17 protein-coding genes and 1 tRNA gene are annotated in these 17,578 nt (G+C 68.6%); 8 read left to right on the forward strand and 10 right to left on the reverse strand.

All coding sequences use genetic code 11. The features are described 5' to 3' along the window. Positions 1–31: 31 nt before the first annotated feature. The 6 genes from AB0L65_RS53130 to AB0L65_RS53155 all read right to left on the reverse strand — a co-directional run bounded on the left by AB0L65_RS53130 (position 32) and on the right by AB0L65_RS53155 (position 4,647). Complete coding sequence (locus tag AB0L65_RS53130; protein ID WP_364263389.1) at positions 32–1,591, reverse strand: carboxylesterase family protein; 1,560 nt, start codon at positions 1,589–1,591, stop codon at positions 32–34. 209 nt (positions 1,592–1,800) lie between these two features. After that, positions 1,801–2,367: a hypothetical protein gene (locus AB0L65_RS53135; protein ID WP_364263392.1), complete on the reverse strand. Its 567-nt coding sequence runs from the start codon at positions 2,365–2,367 to the stop codon at positions 1,801–1,803. Continuing rightward, positions 2,364–2,702, reverse strand: coding sequence for a hypothetical protein (locus AB0L65_RS53140; RefSeq protein ID WP_364263395.1), 339 nt, complete (start codon positions 2,700–2,702; stop codon positions 2,364–2,366). The genes AB0L65_RS53135 and AB0L65_RS53140 overlap by 4 nt, the downstream gene beginning before the upstream one ends. A 383-nt stretch (positions 2,703–3,085) precedes the next feature. Next, entirely contained in the window at positions 3,086–3,574 is a 489-nt protein-coding gene (locus AB0L65_RS53145) for a hypothetical protein (RefSeq protein ID WP_364263398.1), read from the reverse strand. Between the two features lie 91 nt (positions 3,575–3,665). Further along, complete coding sequence (locus tag AB0L65_RS53150; protein ID WP_364263401.1) at positions 3,666–3,821, reverse strand: transposase; 156 nt, start codon at positions 3,819–3,821, stop codon at positions 3,666–3,668. Positions 3,822–4,092: 271 nt separating this feature from the next. Further along, entirely contained in the window at positions 4,093–4,647 is a 555-nt protein-coding gene (locus tag AB0L65_RS53155; protein ID WP_364263404.1) for a PadR family transcriptional regulator, read from the reverse strand. 54 nt (positions 4,648–4,701) lie between these two features. Here AB0L65_RS53155 and AB0L65_RS53160 point away from each other — a divergent pair, with 54 nt between their 5' ends. From AB0L65_RS53160 to AB0L65_RS53175, 4 genes are all read left to right on the forward strand, one after another. Beyond that, positions 4,702–5,943 carry an MATE family efflux transporter gene (locus AB0L65_RS53160; RefSeq protein ID WP_364263407.1) on the forward strand — a complete coding sequence of 414 codons (1,242 nt, stop codon included), beginning with the start codon at positions 4,702–4,704 and terminating at the stop codon, positions 5,941–5,943. 820 nt (positions 5,944–6,763) lie between these two features. Continuing rightward, positions 6,764–7,438, forward strand: coding sequence for an RNA polymerase sigma factor (locus AB0L65_RS53165; RefSeq protein WP_364263410.1), 675 nt, complete (start codon positions 6,764–6,766; stop codon positions 7,436–7,438). Between the two features lie 270 nt (positions 7,439–7,708). Further along, positions 7,709–8,164 (forward strand): hypothetical protein, encoded by a 456-nt coding sequence (locus AB0L65_RS53170; RefSeq protein ID WP_364263413.1) that lies wholly within the window; start codon positions 7,709–7,711, stop codon positions 8,162–8,164. A gap of 76 nt (positions 8,165–8,240) precedes the next feature. Next, entirely contained in the window at positions 8,241–11,141 is a 2,901-nt protein-coding gene (locus tag AB0L65_RS53175) for a S8 family serine peptidase (RefSeq protein ID WP_364263415.1), read from the forward strand. A 753-nt stretch (positions 11,142–11,894) separates the two neighbouring features. On the opposite strand, the gene AB0L65_RS53180 is transcribed toward AB0L65_RS53175, so the two are convergent. Next, positions 11,895–12,164 (reverse strand): hypothetical protein, encoded by a 270-nt coding sequence (locus tag AB0L65_RS53180; RefSeq protein ID WP_363969230.1) that lies wholly within the window; start codon positions 12,162–12,164, stop codon positions 11,895–11,897. A 322-nt stretch (positions 12,165–12,486) separates the two neighbouring features. Between AB0L65_RS53180 and AB0L65_RS53185 the strand changes: the two genes are divergently transcribed. Beyond that, positions 12,487–12,747, forward strand: coding sequence for a hypothetical protein (locus AB0L65_RS53185; RefSeq protein ID WP_364263418.1), 261 nt, complete (start codon positions 12,487–12,489; stop codon positions 12,745–12,747). 761 nt (positions 12,748–13,508) lie between these two features. Here the strand turns inward: AB0L65_RS53185 and AB0L65_RS53190 are convergent. Continuing rightward, positions 13,509–13,617, reverse strand: a tRNA-Met gene (locus AB0L65_RS53190). Continuing rightward, complete coding sequence (locus AB0L65_RS53195; RefSeq protein ID WP_364263421.1) at positions 13,597–14,061, reverse strand: nuclear transport factor 2 family protein; 465 nt, start codon at positions 14,059–14,061, stop codon at positions 13,597–13,599. Before AB0L65_RS53195 ends, AB0L65_RS53190 begins: the two co-directional genes overlap by 21 nt. Positions 14,062–14,173: 112 nt before the next feature. Between AB0L65_RS53195 and AB0L65_RS53200 the strand changes: the two genes are divergently transcribed. Further along, on the forward strand, positions 14,174–14,806 hold the full coding sequence (locus tag AB0L65_RS53200) for a TetR/AcrR family transcriptional regulator (protein WP_364263424.1): 633 nt from the start codon (positions 14,174–14,176) through the stop codon (positions 14,804–14,806). Between the two features lie 91 nt (positions 14,807–14,897). Here AB0L65_RS53200 and AB0L65_RS53205 read toward each other — a convergent pair whose 3' ends face one another. After that, a complete protein-coding gene (locus tag AB0L65_RS53205; RefSeq protein WP_364263427.1) occupies positions 14,898–16,100 on the reverse strand; it encodes a cysteine desulfurase-like protein in 1,203 nt (400 codons plus the stop codon). 48 nt (positions 16,101–16,148) lie between these two features. Between AB0L65_RS53205 and AB0L65_RS53210 the strand changes: the two genes are divergently transcribed. Then, positions 16,149–16,739: an amino acid ABC transporter permease gene (locus tag AB0L65_RS53210; protein WP_364263430.1), complete on the forward strand. Its 591-nt coding sequence runs from the start codon at positions 16,149–16,151 to the stop codon at positions 16,737–16,739. A 67-nt stretch (positions 16,740–16,806) separates the two neighbouring features. After that, positions 16,807–17,574, forward strand: coding sequence for an amino acid ABC transporter ATP-binding protein (locus AB0L65_RS53215; protein ID WP_364263432.1), 768 nt, complete (start codon positions 16,807–16,809; stop codon positions 17,572–17,574). The last annotated feature ends 4 nt before the right edge of the window (positions 17,575–17,578 follow it).

Genomic DNA, 17,578 nt, shown 5'->3' on the forward strand with positions numbered 1-17,578 from the left:
CCGTGCTCGAGCCGGGCGCCATCACCGGTGGTCAGCCGCCGAGCCCGCGCCAGAAGGCGCAGCGGTGCTCACCGCTCACGTCGGCCGGGCCGATGCCGCCCTGGCTTGCGGGCTTCAGGCTGAGCACGGTCCGGCCGGACGGTGTGAACGCGGGCCAGGCAGGCGCGCCGGCGGCCTGGGGCTTGCCGGTGTGGGCGAAGGACGTCCAGTAGCCGATCATCTGCTCCGCCAGCCGCCACTGCTCCGGCGTGAGCCCATCCCATCGCTCGCCGTCCAGGTCGAACAGGTAGGGCAGGTCGCTGGCGTGCTGGGCGCCCAGCGGGAAGTCGGAGGGGGTGCCGAAGATGTTCGGGGCGTTGGCGTCGGCGAACTCGTAGGCGTACACCGTGGTGCGGGCGGCCATCGCCTCATCGGCCTCCAGGGTCGGGCAGGCCCAGGCGCGGTCGCTGCTCACCGTCGCCCAGGCCCGGCCGGGGGAGGAGAAGGCGGTCAGCGGATATTCCTTCAGCACCGTGCCGGCCTGCTCGCCGAACGCGTTCTTCATCAATGCCGGGTAGTTCTCGGCGGTCACCGGGATCCCGGCCTGCGCGGTGCCGGCGACGAAGCCGTTGCCCTCGCTCTTGGCGGCGCCGGAGATCACCGGCACGCGCGGGAATTCGCCCGTGCGCAGCGCCTGCGCAGGGTCGCGTGGCAGCAGCGGCGTGCCGTGGGCGAGGGCAGTGCCGAAGCTGTCGTTGACCTTCATCAGCTCGGCGGCCGGCTTGGCCCGCAGGCACTCCAGCTCCTTGCCCGCCGCGCAGCCGAGCCGCCTGGCCGCGGCCAGGCCGATGTCCCGGCCGGCCTTCAGCGAAGGGTAGGGCGTGAACGGCGGCATGTCCGGAACCGGGACGTAGGTGCCGGCCGGCCAGTTGAGCGTGCACGTTCCGGACTGCATGACGGCCTTGTCGATCAGGCCGCGCGCGGCCGGAGAGGTGAGCAGCGCGCAGGTGCTGATCCCGCCGGCGGACTGGCCGATCAGCGTCACGTTGCCCGGGTCGCCGCCGAAGGCCGCGGCGTTGCGCCGCACCCATCTCAGGGCTTCGAGCTGGTCGGCCAGCCCGAACGTGCCCGAGCCGGGCAGCCCCGGCAGGGCGAGGTAGCCGAACGCCCCGAGCCGGTAGTTGGGCGTCACCACGATCACCTCGCCCTGGCCGGCCATCCGGCGGGCGTTGTACATGCTGCCGTAGCCGTCGAGGAAGCCGCCCCCGTGCAGCCACACCATCACCGGCAGCCGCTCGCGCGACGACTTGGCCGGCGCGGTGATATCAAGGAACAGGCAGTCCTCCCCACCGGCCTGCCTGCCTCCTTCCTCCTGGAGGCACGGCCGGCCGGGCTTGGTGGCGTCGGCCACTCCCCGCCATGACGCGACCCGCACCGGTTCCTTCCACCGCAGCTTCCCCACCGGCGGCTGCGCGAAGCGGATCCCCGAGTACGTCCTGACCGTGCCGTCGTCCGTGCCCCTGATCCGGCCCGAGTCCAGCTCAACGACCGACGGTCGCGCCTTCGACGCCGCCTGTTGCTGCGCGGCGGCCGGCGTGACACACGCGGTCATGGCCAGGCAGCCACCGGTGACCAGAGCGAGAAGCCGCCGGGTAGACGGCCCTGCCCATGATATTTTTCCGATCATGCGGTCAGTTTCGTGTCCGCGCCGGGCCCGCCGTGACGGGTGAACGTTGCGGGCTCGCGATCGCTTGTTGCGCGTCGGTGCGACCAAAGTTCCGGCGGTTGCCGCGCCTCGGCATCACCAAAGACTCGGCAGCATCATCGGAGCGGGCTCTTGTCCTTGAGGACGTAGCCGCCCCGGATCACCGGTGCGTCAGGGGCAGGGGCCATGCACTTGGTCAGCGGCGACTCTCCCGGCGCCGTCGCCCCGGACAGCCCGATCCGGCTCGGGCCCTTGCCCTTGCCCGCGACGTAGAAGCTCACGCCCATCCGGACCTTGCGTTTCACCAGATCCTCCCACGGGCCGCCCGGGGTGGCTCGGACGAGGGTTCCCGTGACGGTCGCCGTGGGGCCGCCGGTGGTCAGGCAGTCGACCTCGAGCTCACCCCAGTTCACCTGGCGCGGCTTCCCCGGCTCCTCGACGGCGTGATAAATGCGGAACGTGCCCCAGGCCCGGGTGGGGAAGGCGGGGCTGTTCGCGGTGTACTCACCGTGCGCGTCGACGGTGATCCGGATGTCGTTGCCCGGGGCCGGGAAGTACATCCGTGCCGATCCCTTGATGGAGGCCGCCGAAACAGTGTCGGCAGCGGCGGGGGAGAGGCTCGCCGCGGCGGCGACGGCGGCCAGGGCGAGGACTCCGGCGGCCCGGTACAGCGTGTTGATCATTGGGTTTCTCTCCAAGTGGTGACCGTTGAACTGCTCCCACGACTGTTGTGGACAAGCAGGCTTTTCACCTCCCCCGCCCGAGGGAGAATTTCCAGCGCGACGACCCATACGATCACGACCGCCGAGAAGGCCAGAACCTGGACCCGGAACTGCCAGCCGACCATTCCCGTCCGGGAGAACAAGCAGGAGCAGGCGAAGAGCAAAGCGGCGAAGGGAGGCAGAACAAGCGTCACCTTCAAAAGATCGACGTACCACCCCCTAGCACAAGTGCCACCGCCGCACAACCCGGACAGCACGACCTCGCTCCAGCCGAAGAGCATGAGCAGGAGCATCATGCAAGAACCCGCCCCGGCCACGGCGATCCGCACAGGGTGCTGCCGTCACCTGATCGAGAGCCGGTGACTGGGCGTGCTCTTTGCTGTCATTCGTCGCCTCCGATGAACTCGTGGTTGTTACGGCCGTCGTTCTGACACCGTCGCGACTACGGGCCCGGCATGTCGGTCTGGGCCAGACCGACATGCCGGGCAGGTTCGCCCCGCGCGGACTGTCCCGCAGTTGCGCAATGCGCCTTTCTACAGGCCCGCGTCCTGGAATTGCCCTACCGAACGTGTTGCCAGTCCCGACCTGCGTTGATCAGGCCGCGCTCGCTGCGGCGGCTGGTGCGCGGCGCGTGGCGTCAAGAAAGGGACCCAACAGCACACCGAGCTTTCGAGGCTCATTAATAGCTGAACTTGAATTCCCAAGTGGGCACCCCGGAACCGCCGGACACAGGGGCCCCGGCCGACATCATCTCAACAAACGCATCGACGGTGCCGTGCGAAAGCTTCTTCGTCAGCCCCGGAATCTGGCCGAACGGATCGAGTTCCTCGAAAGGCTCATCAAATTGCCAGCCTTCCCGGTGCATCACCGCCAGCGCATCCCGCACGTGCTGGACACCCGCCACTGTTACGACCACGCTGGCACTCGGTGAGGGAATCAAATCAGGGTCCGGTTCGAACTGGCAGTTATCCTCACGGTCGATGGCTGTGACCGAGTCCGCGGGGAACAACCGGGTCAGCAACGGGGTCACGTCCCGCTCCAGCACAGGATGCTGCTGCGCCACGCGTATCTTGCACGTTGTCAGAACCACCGCCGCGTACCCGTCTGCCGGGGTGAAACACAGCGCCGCGACCGCCAAGACCGCGACCGCTATTTTGATCATCCGCATCGGCCTCAGCATGCCACCCCCGCCCCGGCCTCGCCATCCAGTCAGGTCGAGTGGTGCAATTGCAGGCCCAACTATGTCCCGCGTCGATCCGTTACAGCTTCAGTGGACTCGACAGCGTCGCCAGGCGGACGCCGTGCAAGGCAACGGAGCGCAGGGAACGCGGGAACTCGGTCCAGAACGCCTGCTCGCCGACGGTCAGGCCGAGGACCTCGCAGTGGCCGTCGGCGGTGACGGCGATGACGACCACTTAGCCTGGATCCACCGCTGGGGATCTGACAAAGGAACCGTGTGGCCTGGGGCGATGGGAGTTCTCTACACTTCCGGCGGCCCACTAGGAAGGACAACACCTCGTAAGTGCGATTCTTCCGCGACGCAGCCAAGACCGACGCGGAAAGCCTTTACCTGAGCCCTGTTAGCCCTTGGCCACGGTGATAGTTTCGGGGGCGGGTACAGAGCAGGGTGGCTCGCGGGCTTGACTGCCCGTGCCGGCCGACTCAACCTGTTCGCTGCCTTGTCGCCTACCCGGGCCCGGACGGCGGGGCCAGCTCCTCGATCCGGTGGCGCAGCCATTCCCGCTCGGCCTGGCTCGACGCGCGGGCGATCAGCAGCATGCCACGCCGGTACGGATCCGGCTCGTCCCTTGCCCTGACCGGCCTGCCGTCCTTGCGGAAGAAGCCGGCGGGTGCTTCCAGGAAGGCCAGCCGGCGGCGGAGCACCTGGGCCTGGTCGGTCGGGTCGGGTAGCGCCGACAGGAACGCCAGCAGCGCGAAGAACCTGGTCTGGTCACTGATATCCAGGTCCAAGGGCTCGCGCAACCGCCTGAGCAGTTCCTCGTGGCCTGCACTGGTGATCGTGAGGACCTGCCTGGGAGCGGCGGCCGCGCCCGCCTCCTCGTGCCGCTCGACCAGCCCCTTCGCCTGGAGCCTGGCGATGGCCGGGTAGAGGGCGCCGTCGCTGACCGGACGAAGATGGCCGGTGAGCGCCGCCAGGTGCGATTTGAGCTCGTAGCCGTGCATGGGCCGCTCGTTCAGGAATCCCAGGATGGTGAGGCCCAGGTCGCCGCCGCTTGCCATGGGATGCATCGTACCGCTATACATCTAATCGATATATAGCGAAACGAGGTATCGATGATCCGGCTCGCTCTGCCCATCTACGTGGAGTTGCTCACCGCCGTGGTCGCGGTGGGAATGATCGACCTGCTGTGGGTGTCCGGGCTGGGTGAGGCGGCGATCGCAGCGGTCACGGTGGGCACCACGGTCGAATACCTGGCCTACGGCCTGTTCCTGGCGGTGCCGACAGGAGTGACCGTGCTGATCGGGCGGCGCGACGGGCACGCGCCGCTGGCACCCGTGATCAGGACGGGGTGGTGGTTGTGGGGGGCGTCCTCGGTCGCGATCGCGGTGCCCGGCGTGCTGCTGCGGGAGCCGCTGGCCAGCCTGTTCACCGACTCGCCGGCCCTCACAGCGGGCTTCCTGCTGGTCTCGCTCGGCGGACTGCCCGTGTACTTTGCCCAGACGGTCGTGGACGGCATCCTGAAGGGCATGGGGAACACAAAGCTCCCCATGCGGAACGCGTTCATCTGCAATGGCCTGGTGGTCGTACTGGACCCGGTCTTCATCTACGGGCTCGACCTGGGCGTTCAGGGGGCCGCGCTGGCCACGGTGCTGGCGCGCCTGCTCACGCTGTTGATCGCCGTCCTCTCCGTGACACAACCGCGCTCCCTGGGCCCGGGCCTGGTCGTGGGCGAGGTGCTCCGGACAGGACTCCCCATGTCCGGAGATTTCCTGGCTCGTTCCCTGGTGGGCCTGGCCCTCGTCGAGATCGTGGCCGGCTTCGGCACGGCGGAGGTGGCCGGCTACGGGATCGGGCAGAAGATCATGCTGGCCGGTGTCATGGTCTTCTACGCGCTGCGCCAGGCGGCGATGATCCGTACAGCCCGCTCAGAGCCCGTCCGGGCGCCGCTCCGGCTCGGGCTCGGGTCGGGCGCCGTCGTGGCGATCGTGCTCAACGTGATCGCGGCGCCGGTCGCCGGGCTGTTCACCGAGGACCCGGCGGTGGCTGTGGGCTTCCTGCGCTGGATGACGCTCAACCTGGTGCCCTTCGGCGGCCTGCTCGCCGTGGGCGGGGTCATGCAGGCGAGTGGAAGAGGCAGCCGCCTGCTCGCCGCCACGCTGGCGGGCTTCGCCGTGCAACTGCCCCTCGCGTACATGCTGAGCTCATGGCTCGGGGTCACCGGGGTGTGGTTGTCAATGGCCGCAGGGACGGCGGTCAGCCTCGTAGGCGCGCTGGCGCCATGCGCGAACGGTTTTGCGCCCCCTCGCGACCGAGCACCCCGATCGACTCGAACACCAGCAGGCCCACCGCGTTGATCTCGGTGTGGATGGCCGCGGTCATCGCGTCCAGGTACGGCCTGGTCTGCTGACATGTCACGCGCTGAGCGCTTCTCCGAACTCGAGGCCGTACGGTACGCATCTCGTCGACCGTGACTCGTGGGTATGCGCTGGAGCACTCTCTGCTCCAGGCAGGGCCGATCAGCGGCCACCGTCGCCCTCGTTCTGCGTGATTCAATCAGCCGGCTCAGGAAGGCACCTCGTAAGTGCGATTCTCCCATAGCCGTACGCAGGCGATCTTCGACGACGAGCACGTGATCTCCTATGGTGGCCTGGCCCCGGCGCTGCGGGCTGCTCAGGCACGCTGATGCTGCGCGTCATCGCCATGAGCGACGAACTCGCCCTGGGAGCCCGCCAAGCTCCCCATGCCCCCCGGACGCCGCCTACCTCGGCTGGGACGTCTCCCCGGACGGCCGCGGCGCCGGCATCACGTCCGTCACGAACCAGCTGCGCGACCAGGGCAGGCCACTGCTGCGCCCGAGCACCTCATACCGGCTCATCGCCCAGGCACGCCGCCAGAGCGCCCGGTGGCCCGCCATGTTGAGCCGGACGGTTTCGGGTGGACCCGTTCAGGTCTTGTCGTCGGTGAGGGGCCAATGGGTTGGGGCGCGACGCCGAGGTGCCTCGGCCTGTTTCTTGGCCCATCCCCGGCGAGATCCCCGTGACTGCTGCCGGCGCCACCGGGCGGGCCGGCCTCTGGCCGCCTCGGCCGACGAACTCGCGACCTGATCGGGGACGGCCTCTATCCGTTCGGAACATCTACGGGGAACCCTAAAACGCCCTACAGATAAAGACGGTCGTGACAACCACCTCAGAACGGGAGCTCGTCTTGACGGATCCCCCACCTCCCGATGACCACCGGCCACCGGTACGCGGCCAGGCGGGGTTGGCGGAGTGCCAGGACGATTCCGCCATCATCGCGGCATCCCTGGACGTACCGGAGCGCTTCGCGGCGCTCTTCGACCGGCACGCCACCGTCCTGCACCGCTATGCCGCGCGGCGCCTCGGGCCCGACCATGCCGAGGACGTGGTGGCCGAGGCGTTCACCAGGGCTTTCGAGACGCGCCACCGGTACGAATTCGCGCGTACGGAGGCGTTGCCCTGGCTGTACGGCATCACCACGAACGTCATCGGCCTGCACCGGCGTGCTGAAGTGCGCGGCTACCGGGCCATGGCCCGTACGGGTGAGGATCCCGTGGTCGCCGCGTTCGACGAGCGGGTGGCCGCCCGGGTCTCCGCATCGGCCACCCGGCAACGCCTGGCCGCCGCGCTGGCGAAACTCGGCCGCGGTGAGCGGGACGTGCTGCTGCTGATCGCCTGGGGCGATCTGACGTACGAGGAGACGGCCCAAGCGCTGCAGGTGCCCATCGGCACGGTCCGATCACGCCTGTCACGAGCCCGCCGCAAGGTCGCGCACGCTCTGGGCGGCGCCAATCCCATCGAGACGAGAGAAGAAGACCATGAACGACCTTGAGCTGATCAGGCGCCTGCGCTCGGAGGTGGCGGAAACCGGTCCGGACGCCTTGACCGGCGCGCGGGGGCAACTGCTGGCCGTGATGGCCCGTACGGCGGCTCCTCGGCGGTCCCGGCGGCCGCCGCCAGCGCGGAGCGTACGCCACAGGATTCGGGGAGCTACTGGCACATCAAACGGGAGAGCGAGGACGGCCGGCACTTCTGGGGCGAGAGCTGGACCACGCGCGACGGGCAGCGGTGGAGCAGAGGGGAGCCGGGCAACGGGCCCGGCGTGGTGAAGGAGCCCTCGGGCACGTTCTGGCTCGGACCCGCCGACAGCGGCACCGAGGTCTCCATGGAGGATCTCGAGGCGTTGCCGACCGACCCCGAGGCGTTGCGGCAGAAGGTCACCGCGATGCAGAAGGGTGGTCCCGTCGGCGAGCACGACATCGCTCTCCTGCCGCTGGCCTCGCTGATCGCGGAGCTCCCCGCGCCCGCGGACGTCCGATCGGCGGCGTTCCGCGCGCTCGCCGAACTGCCGGGCGTGCAGCGGCTGGGCGCGGTCGAAGGCGGGGAGGAGCTGATGATCCAGGGCGGGAAGCGGGAGAGCAGGCTGGTCGTCGATCCCGAGACGTCCCGGGTGATCCGCACCAGTTGGCTCCCCACCGCTGATGGCGGGCTGGCGGGTACGAACCGCGGGTTGTTCATCAAGCTGACCACAGGTTGGACGGACGAGCTTCCCCGGTAGGGCCTTCTCCTTCGTACGTGAGGTAGATCATGACTTTAGGCAAGTCGCTCCTCGCCGTCCTGCTGGCGGGGCGCCGTTGCTCGCCCAGGGTGTGCTGGACCGGCGGTTGTTCGACGTCACTCAGCTCTTGGCCTGGCGGTACGGCGACGCCGACACCCCCGACATCCCCGTCATCGAACAGGGCATCACCACACCACTGGGTTCCTCGCAGGTGCGGCGGCTGTCCAGTCTGGGCATGAGCGCGGCACGCGTGTCCAAGGCGAACGCCGCGCAGACCTGGCGGACTCTCACGGGAGCTCGCACTCTGGTGGCGGGCCGTACCAAGCTGTGGCTGGACGGCCGCAGGAGCTTCTCGTTGGACGAGAGCGTCAAGCAGATCGGCGCGCCGCAGGCGTGGCAGCAGGGTTTCTCGGGCAAGGGCGTCACGGTCGCGGTCCTCGACTCCGGCTACGACCCTGACCATCCGGACCTGAAGGACGCGGTTACGCATGAGGGGAAATTCAGCAAGGAACCGGATATGCGCGACAACAACGGCCACGGCACCCACGTCGCCTCGATCGTGGCCGGCAGAGGCGAGAAGTACCGGGGCGTGGCCCCGGAGGCGAGCCTGGCCATCGGAAAGGTGGGCGAAGGCAATGGCCTGACCGAGTCCGAAGGCCTTGCTGGCATGGAGTGGGCCGCCGTCGAGGTCAAGGCCAAGATCGTCAACCTGAGCTGGGGCGGTCCTGACGGCCCTGAGCTGGATCCGCTGGAGCAGGCGGTCAACACGCTGTCGGAACAGACCGGCGCATTGTTCGTCGCGGGGGCGGGAAACGACGGCGTCAAGGGCAGTGTGCTCAGTCCCGGTAGCGCCGAGGCGGCACTCACCGTGGGCGCGGTGGACAAGCAGGGCCGGATGGCCGACTTCTCCAGCCAGGGGCCGCGCGTGAGCGACCACGCGATCAAACCGGACGTGACCGCGCCCGGGGTCGACATCATGGCCGCCGCCGTCGGGGGCGGCTACCGATCGATGAGCGGCACCTCGATGGCCACCCCGCACGTGGCGGGAGCGGCGGCGATCCTGGCCCAGCGCCACCCGGACTGGACGGGCGCGCAGCTCAAGGCCGCGCTGATCGGCAGCGCCGCCCCGGTCCAGGACGCGACGCTCTATCAGCAGGGCGCCGGGACGATCGACCTGGTACGCGCGCTGCGGCAGCAGGTCGTGCCCAAGCAGGCCAACGTGTGGGCGGCCTTCCCCTGGAACGGCACCGGCGACCGGACCGCGACCAAAACGATCACCTACGCCAACGCGGGCGACACCCCGGTCACCCTCAGCCTGTCGGCGGACAGCGAGGTGCTGAACCTGTCGTCCGACCAGGTCACCGTCCCGGCCAAGGGTGAGGCGTCGGTCACGCTCACCATCGACGCGAGCGGCAAGGCCCCGGACGAGTACCCGGGAACAGTCACCGCCAAGTCGGGCGAGACGGTGATCCGCACGCTGGCCGGCGCGTACGTCGAGCCGGAGTCCTACGACGTCACCATCACCGCCGTCGGCAGGCAGGGCCTGCCGGTCAACCCCCAGGAAGGCGAGATCTACGACGCCGAGACCGGGACCGTCCACGCGCTGTCCTTCCAGAACGGGACGGCCACCGTACGACTGCCCAAAGGCGACTGGAACCTCTACACCAGCATCAGAGAGAAGATCGACGGGCAGCCTGTGCTGACGATCGCCGACTCCCCGCTGAAGCTCGACGGCAGCGACCAGCGGCTCACCGTGGACACACGTCAGGGCAAGCCGACGAAAACCACCATCGACGATCCGACCGCCCAACTCCAGCGCGTTCTCACCCTCGGGCTGGACCACGGCGCGTGGGGCTCCTGGAGGCGCATGTTCGGCCTTGACGCCAACTCCCAGGTCTTCCTCATCCCCGCCGCGTCACCAGGCCTGACCTACACCCTGGCGACCACGTGGCTCAGCAAGGACCTCTCGCCCAGCCCGTACGTCTACACCCTGGTCGACCGGCGCGGCGGCGGCCTTCCGGAGGACCCCACCTACCACGCCAGACAGAAGGAACTGGCCAAGGTCACCGCGACCTACCGAGCCTCCGGAGCGGCTGCCACGGGCTCACCCCAGGTCAGCCTGCGCGTCGGCGATTCAATGGTCGAGTTCCCGGTCTCGTCGGTAGGCGACATCGCGCTGCCTGGCACGCTCGTCCACTATCGGACTCCGGGTCTGGTCTACGGCAGCAGCCTCCAGGCCGGCACCACGCTGACCTCCGACGGCGGCAAGCTCATGAAACGCGGTCACACCAGCGAAGTCTGGAACGCCGCCGTCACCGGGCCGTCGTTCCTGCTGCCGGCCGGCCACCGCACCGGCGACGGCCTGACCTTCGCCGCGACGGCGATGTTCGCCGACGGGCAGCCGGGCAGGACCGGCTCGGACGCCGCCGCCACCGGTACCGCCACCCTCGCCATGGACGGCAAGGCACCGGCCACCGCCGACCTCGCCGACTGCGACGTCCACCAACCGCAGACCTGCGAACTGCGCGCCGATCTGCCCGCCGGATCCGGCGCCTACACGCTGACCACGTCGATGCGCCGGCAGGCCACGCTCTCCACGGAGGTGAAATCGGTCTGGACGTTCCCGTCCACGACCACCGCCGCGCAGCAGCCGCTGCCCTTGATGGCCGTCCGCTACAGCCCCGAGGGCCTGGACGACTTCAACCGCGCCAAGCCGGGCAGCACGACCCGCATGCCCATGTGGGTTGAGCGCAACCCCGGCTCCACGAAGGCGGAGGTGAAATCGATCCGGCTGGAGGTGTCCGCCGACGACGGCGCCACTTGGCGTCCCGTCCCGGTCACCCGCACCGGCTCCGGCTGGACCGCCACGCTGACGAACCCTCCCGCGGCCGGATTCGTCTCCATCCGCGCTGCAGTCACGGACACCGCCGGCGACGGGGTGACCCAGACGATCACCCGCGCCTACGCCGTCGGCTGATCCGCAACGGTGAGGACGTCCCAAGGCGTGTGGCGCGCAGCACCAAGTCCCGAACCTCCTTGCTCATCCTCGGGCAGCCGGACCGGCTCGGATAAGTCCACCGATCTCGGATCAAGCGCCGGTGCCAAGCCGGCAGGGTGCCCGGCGTAACCAGCCGATGAGCCCGCAACCTCGGCGTCAGGAGTCGCGCCTCCAGTTGATCAAGGAGATGGCAGAACAGTGGACGACGCAACCGACCGTCGGCTCGCGGAAGTTGTGGAACTTCCTGATCTGCGCTCCTGATGTGCTCGATCAAGACCCTCCGCTCGCCGGGTAGCCCCGGGTGCATTGCTGCACCCGGGGCCCCTCAGAACCGTGCGTGCCACTCGTCGCGGCACACGGCTCAAGCAAGCCGCGAAGGGCAGTTCAGGTGTGCTGTGCTGGGCTCCTGCGCATTCGGGCGAGGTAGCCGCGATGGCAGGAGGCGTGAACGAGGCGGGTCTGACCATCGCCGGTCCGGCCGGGTCGTCCGTAGTGCGTGAGGTGGTCGGCTGCTATCGCGCGCCGGACGACGTGTTGCCACCATCGCGCCCATTGGTCGGGCGACTTGGGCGGCCGGTCGGCGTTGATCAAGTGGTCCCCGCAGAGCGAGCAGCGGCCGTGCTGCCTCCGATATTGGTCATCGCGGAGGCATTGCCGAGCCTGATATCGAGAAAGCATCCGTCCGGAGTATCACTGGATATCCTTGGAGGGACTGCTCGCTCGCTGGACTAATTAGTTGGGACTTACCTGGATATAAAGATCCACCCAGCTGGTGCCAGGCCTGCAGTCATAGTCATACCACTCACCTCTCTGCAGCCCGAGATTTCCGCGCTGAGAGCATGACCACCAAGGATTCGGCCCGTAGAAGGTGTCGTAGTAGCGGAAGGGCGACATCGCGCTGGGAGAAGTAGCGTTTGCCGTCGCCGCGTGAGCGGGCGCGGTCGCGAGGAGACCGGCCGCCAGGGCGGCGCTCACGCCCGCGAGCGCCAGGAACTTCTTCATGTGAATCTCCAAATTCGGTACGTGCTTTCGTGGACTCACAAAAGCGTTGCCATCAAGGATTATCGCCGCGACCCGACCCCTGCCGCGAGAACTTCGGGTGAACGCGGGGGAAATATTGATTACGCATGCTTTCGGCGCATTTCCACGGTTGGGTGCCGGGATATTTTAGTGCGCCCTCTCTCGAAAGCTATCCGATAACCGTAATAAGGTTTTCGTTTTCTGGATCGCAATAATGTGGAGTTGCCCTCACGGGGTGGGCCGCCTTCACGCCATGGCAGCCGTCCAGGACGCATCACCACCTCCAACGACCGGCCAAGAGCCCATGAAGACCACGCTCGAACGCACCCTCGCCAAAGCGCTCACGGAGATCGTCATCCGGCTTGATCTCAGCGACGACGACGTCATCAGGCCTGAGGCCACGATGGAGGTGCTGGAGCCCGTGATCGCTCTCCTGCAGCGCCTCCCCGGACAGGACCGGCAAGCCCTCGCCGACCTGATCAGCCAGTTCGCGCACCGGGAAACCGACCCCGAGCGGCAGCTGACCGTCATAGAAGCGCCCGAAACCCTGGGACTCCTGGCCTGAGAGTCGTGTCTCAGCCCTTAGTCGTCGTCCTGGTGGATGAGCCTCCCCGATGCGAATAGCGCATGCTCGGGCCTCCACCCCTGGCAGTAGTCCGGGTCGTCGGCGAACTGCAGCGTCAGAGACCGAACATGAAAGCATGGCCATGCTTCGACCTTGATGTCCCCGCCGAACCCTCCTGAGGGGATCTGCGAGCAAGCGCAGCACCCCGTGAACCACATTCCTCGCTGCTCCACACGGCCGCCGCCCGAGAATATAAAAGGGGCACACATTCGCCGGGGCTCATGGGCGATGAGTCGCTCAAACCCGGCCTCATCCAGCCGCGTCAGCAGGAAGTCGAGTAGTTCCTCCACGAACGTCTCAAAGCGCGCCACTCTGGCATCATCCATCAGGTCCGCGGGCCATCAGGCCAGCCGCCCTTGGCGTTCTTTTGCAGCTCTGCTTCGAGCACCACCCCACTGGCGGATCCAGCGGGGTCTTCTCATGCGGTTGATGGACCTCTCGACGCCCACTGACGGGGCAGGCGCGGCTGCCGTTCCAGGCGGTGATGTGGCCGAAGAAGCCGAACACCTCCACCTCGATCACGCCGTCCGGGCCAGCAGGCTCCACTCCCCGTCCTCGCGCCACAGGCACAGGTCGCTGTCGTCCCAGTCTCTCCCCGCAGGCTTGCAAACGGCTGCGCCAGCGGGGACGTCGTACTGGACGTCCTGGGGGACATCTTGGCCAGGGTGGTCGGCGTCTCGGCGGTCGCGGGCCCCGGTCAGGCGGGCGGGTGGGACTTGAACCCACGACCCACGGATGATGAGTCGGTTCCCTCGGTGCGTCGCTGTGTGCCGGCCGAGACCGGCGGGATCAGATGCGCGCCCCGCCCGCGATCGGAGCTGCCGAGGCCTCCTTCAGGCCATGTTCGGCCTGCTGGGCGAGAGCGTCGTCGAGCGCCTGGACGTCGTGCAGGTAGGCATGGAAAGAGACGATCTTCCCCTTGCGGATGCGCAGCACGTGGGCGCCGCTGTTGGTGTAGGTGCCGCCGTTGAGCAGGGGCGCCACGCTGTCCCACTCGACGCCGACCCTGGTGTCCCAGGGCCCTCCGTCAACGGCGACGGAACGCACGTGGAACTCCAGCCCCGGCAGCACCCGGTAGAGCCGTTCCAGCCAGACCTCGACGTCATCGCGACGGGTGCGTTCCCCGCCGAGCGCTCCACTGCCGGGGAAGGTGTGGTGCACATCAGGGCTCATCGCGTCGATCAGGTCCATGCTGCCTCGCGACAGGGCGGCGAACGCGGCTCGTACGTTGCGTCGCACGATCATGCGGTACATGAGGTGTCCTTTCCGAAGTCGTGTGGTGAAGGATCATGCGCGGCGTGCGTCGATCCCCAGCCGCTGCCGGGCGTACGCGGCGAAGCGCCGCAATCGCGCCTGCTTCCACAACATGAGCCCGCTGTCAGACCCGTCCTATCCCTCGGACGTCCGTGCGGCCCTTCTCGACGCCGCCCGCTCCGAACTGGTCGAACGCGGCGTGAGCGGGCTGAGCCTGCGGTCCATCGCCGAGCGGGCGGGTGTTTCCCGGGCGACGCCGAAATGGCACTTCGGCGACCGCGCCGGCCTCCTGACCGCCGTCGCCGCCGAAGGCTTCCGCCTGCTCGGCGAAGCCCTCAGCACCGCCGCTGCCGGTGCGGGACAGGACACCTCCGCCCGCTTCAGCGCGCTGGGACTGGCCTACCTGCGCTTCGGCCTGAACAACCCGGCCTTGTTCGACCTGATGTTCCGCCCGGACCAACTCCACGCCGACGATCCGGACCTGGTGGCCTCCCAGCAGCAGCCCTTCTCCGTACTGAGGCAGGCCACCGCCACCATGAGCGGACCCGAGCAGGAGCCCGGCGCCGCACCACCCGAAGAGCTGGCGCTGCTGGCCTGGGCGGCCGCGCACGGATTGGTCGTCCTTGTCCGTGACGGCGCCCAGCAGGCCATGACCAGGACGCCCACCGCCGGGGAGACGGCGAAGCTGGCACACTCCCTGGTCGACGCCTTCACCCGAGGCGTTCGGCCGCCGGAATCGGCCTAGAACCGGTGGGTGGAGGTGTTCCCGGTCGCCCCGGCGATGATCTCGCGTTGGCGTCGCAACTCCGGCCCGAGCCCGGCCGGTCGGCCGGAGCTCAGCGGGAGAAGAAGTCGCGTAGCGCGGTGGTGAGGCGGTCGATGTCGTTCTGGTCGTTGTAGGGAGCCAGGCCGACGCGCAGCCCGCCCTCGTCGCCGAGGCCCATCCAGCGCGACGCTTCGATCGCGTAGTAGTTGCTGACCGTCGTGTTGATCTTCCGGTCGGCGAGGAAGTCGCGTACGGCGGTGGCCGGGTGTCCGTCGAAGGTGAGCAGCAGTGTGGGGGTACGGCTGGCGGCACGCGAGTGCGAGATCACCTGAGGCAGGCCGCCGAGCTCCTTCTCCAGGCCCTCGCGCAGTCCGTCCTCGTTCTTCTCGACGGCGGCCATGGACGCGAGCAGCCGCTCACGCCGGGAACCGGTGCCGGGCAGGATGCCGGCGAGGAAGTCGACGGCGGCGGTCGTCCCGGCGAGCAGTTCGTACGGCAGCGTGCCGAGCTCGAAGCGCTCCGGCACCACGTCGGTGGCCGGGAGCAGCTTGTCCGGCCGCAGCGACTCCAGCGTCTCGGGCGCGGCGGCCACCACGCCGAGGTGCGGGCCGAGGAACTTGTACGGCGAGCAGGCGAAGAAGTCGGCGCCGAGCGCGGCCAGGTCGACCGGGACGTGCGCGCTGTAGTGCACGCCGTCGACGTAGAACAGAGCACCGCGGGCGTGCGCCAGCCGGGAGATCTCGGTGATCGGCGGGCGGGTGCCGATCAGGTTGGAGGCGGCGGTGATCGCGACCAGCCGGGTGCGTTCCGACAGCACCGCCTCGACCGCGTCGAGGGTGACCTCTCCCGACTTGGGGTCGAAGTCGATCCAGCGCACCGTGGCGCCCGCCGCCTCGGCGGCGATCACCCACGGCCGGATGTTGGAGTCGTGGTCCAGCCGCGACACCGCGACCTCGTCGCCCGGCCGCCAGGTCTTGGCCAGGGTACGCGCGAAGTCGAAGGTCAGCTGGGTCATGCTGCGTCCGAACACGATGCCGCGCGGATCACCGCCGACGAAGTCGGCCATCGCCGTCCGGGCGGCGAGCGTCACCTCATCGGCGAACCTCTCGGCCTCGGTGACCAGGCCACGGTTGGCGATGGCGGCGGTGAGCGTGCGGTGTACGGCGTCGGCGACGGCGGTGGGTGTCTGCGAGCCGCCGGGGCCGTCGAAGTGCGCCGCCCCCTGCGCCAGGGCGGGGAAGTGCGCGCGAAGGGCCTGAAGGGAGTAGGTCATGATCGGTTCATTCCTAGGGGGATCAGCGGGTGGTGTCGGTTCCGTGGTGTGCCGGTGCTGCTGCAGATCCTCATCTGGTACAACCTGTCGATGGTCGTGGACCGGATCACGATTCCCAGCCCGTTCGGTGGCGTGCTCTACAGCACCACCACCAACGATCTGATGACGCCGTTCATGGCGGCGCTGCTCGGCCTGGCGCTGAACGAGTCCGCCTACATGGCGGAGATCATCCGCGGCGGCATCAAGAGCGTGGACCACGGCCAGATCGAGGCGGCCGGCGCGCTCGGCATGTCGCCGGCCCGCACCATGTGGAAGATCGTGCTGCCCCAGGCGATGCGGGTCATCATCCCGCCGACCGGCAACGACTTCATCAACATGCTGAAGACCACGTCGCTCGCCTCGGTCATCACGTACGAGGAGCTGCTGCGCGCCGCGCAGAACATCTCCAGCCGCAACCTCCAGGTCATGGAGACGCTGTTCGCCGCGGGCTTCTGGTACATGGTCGTGGTCAGCGTCACCAGCGTCGGCCAGTACTACCTGGAGCGGGCCTACGACGTGTCGGCACCGGGCGCCAGGTCGGCGAGCGCCTCGATCCTGCGTACGATCCTGCGGCCCCCGATGAAGAGGTTCAAGGCATGAGCGAGCGAAGCGAGCGACCAAATGAACACGGCCGTCTGTCGCTCATGCGACCGACGCAGGGGGGCGCATGAGCGACGATCCGATCATCAAGGCCGTCGGCGTGCGCAAGTCGTTCGGCCCGCTCGAGGTCCTGTCCGGCATCGACCTGGAGGTGAACCGCGGCGAGGTGGTGTGCCTGCTGGGCGCCTCCGGCGCCGGCAAGAGCACGTTCCTGCGCGCGATCAACCGGCTGGAGACCATCGACGGCGGCCAGATCTGGGTGGGGGACCAGCTCATCGGGTACGAGCCGCGCGGCGACCACTACCGGGAGATGACCCCCAAGCAGGTCGCCAGGCAGCGGGTGCCGATCGGCATGGTGTTCCAGCGGTTCAACCTGTTCGCTCACCTGACCGTGCTGCAGAACATCATCGAGGCGCCGCGCGGCGTGCTCGGCCGCCCCAAGGCCGAGGCGAAGCGGCGGGCCGCCGAGTTGCTGGACAGCGTCGGCCTGTCCGACAAGGCGGGCCACTATCCGGCGCAGCTCTCCGGCGGGCAGCAGCAGCGCGTGGCGATCGCCCGCGCGCTGGCCATGGACCCCAAGGTGATGCTGTTCGACGAGCCCACGTCGGCGCTCGACCCCGAGCTGGTCGGCGAGGTGCTCAAGGTGATGACCGACCTCGCCAGGGGCGGTATGACCATGGTCGTCGTGACGCACGAGATGGGGTTCGCCCGCCAGGCCGCCGACAGGGTCGTGTTCATGCACCAGGGGTGCATCGTCGAGTCGGCCTCGCCGGAGGAGTTCTTCGACCACCCCCGGCACGAGCGCACCAAGCAGTTCCTCCGCAGCATCCACTGACCGC

The sequence above is a fragment of the Nonomuraea sp. NPDC052116 genome (genome assembly GCF_040680035.1).
Lineage (GTDB): Bacteria > Actinomycetota > Actinomycetes > Streptosporangiales > Streptosporangiaceae > Nonomuraea > Nonomuraea angiospora_A.

Bases quoted from the DNA above. Each gene is read 5' to 3' on its own strand.
- AB0L65_RS53195 (WP_364263421.1), bottom strand. From the start codon at position 14,061: ATGTACCGCATGATCGTGCGACGCAACGTACGAGCCGCGTTCGCCGCC.
- AB0L65_RS53205 (WP_364263427.1), bottom strand. From the start codon at position 16,100: ATGACCTACTCCCTTCAGGCCCTTCGCGCGCACTTCCCCGCCCTGGCG.
- AB0L65_RS53145 (WP_364263398.1), bottom strand. From the start codon at position 3,574: ATGCGGATGATCAAAATAGCGGTCGCGGTCTTGGCGGTCGCGGCGCTG.
- AB0L65_RS53185 (WP_364263418.1), top strand. From the start codon at position 12,487: ATGAAGACCACGCTCGAACGCACCCTCGCCAAAGCGCTCACGGAGATC.
- AB0L65_RS53140 (WP_364263395.1), bottom strand. From the start codon at position 2,702: ATGATGCTCCTGCTCATGCTCTTCGGCTGGAGCGAGGTCGTGCTGTCC.
- AB0L65_RS53160 (WP_364263407.1), top strand. From the start codon at position 4,702: ATGATCCGGCTCGCTCTGCCCATCTACGTGGAGTTGCTCACCGCCGTG.
- AB0L65_RS53200 (WP_364263424.1), top strand. From the start codon at position 14,174: ATGAGCCCGCTGTCAGACCCGTCCTATCCCTCGGACGTCCGTGCGGCC.
- AB0L65_RS53215 (WP_364263432.1), top strand. From the start codon at position 16,807: ATGAGCGACGATCCGATCATCAAGGCCGTCGGCGTGCGCAAGTCGTTC.
- AB0L65_RS53130 (WP_364263389.1), bottom strand. From the start codon at position 1,591: ATGACCGCGTGTGTCACGCCGGCCGCCGCGCAGCAACAGGCGGCGTCG.
- AB0L65_RS53180 (WP_363969230.1), bottom strand. From the start codon at position 12,164: ATGAAGAAGTTCCTGGCGCTCGCGGGCGTGAGCGCCGCCCTGGCGGCC.
- AB0L65_RS53155 (WP_364263404.1), bottom strand. From the start codon at position 4,647: ATGGCAAGCGGCGGCGACCTGGGCCTCACCATCCTGGGATTCCTGAAC.
- AB0L65_RS53135 (WP_364263392.1), bottom strand. From the start codon at position 2,367: ATGATCAACACGCTGTACCGGGCCGCCGGAGTCCTCGCCCTGGCCGCC.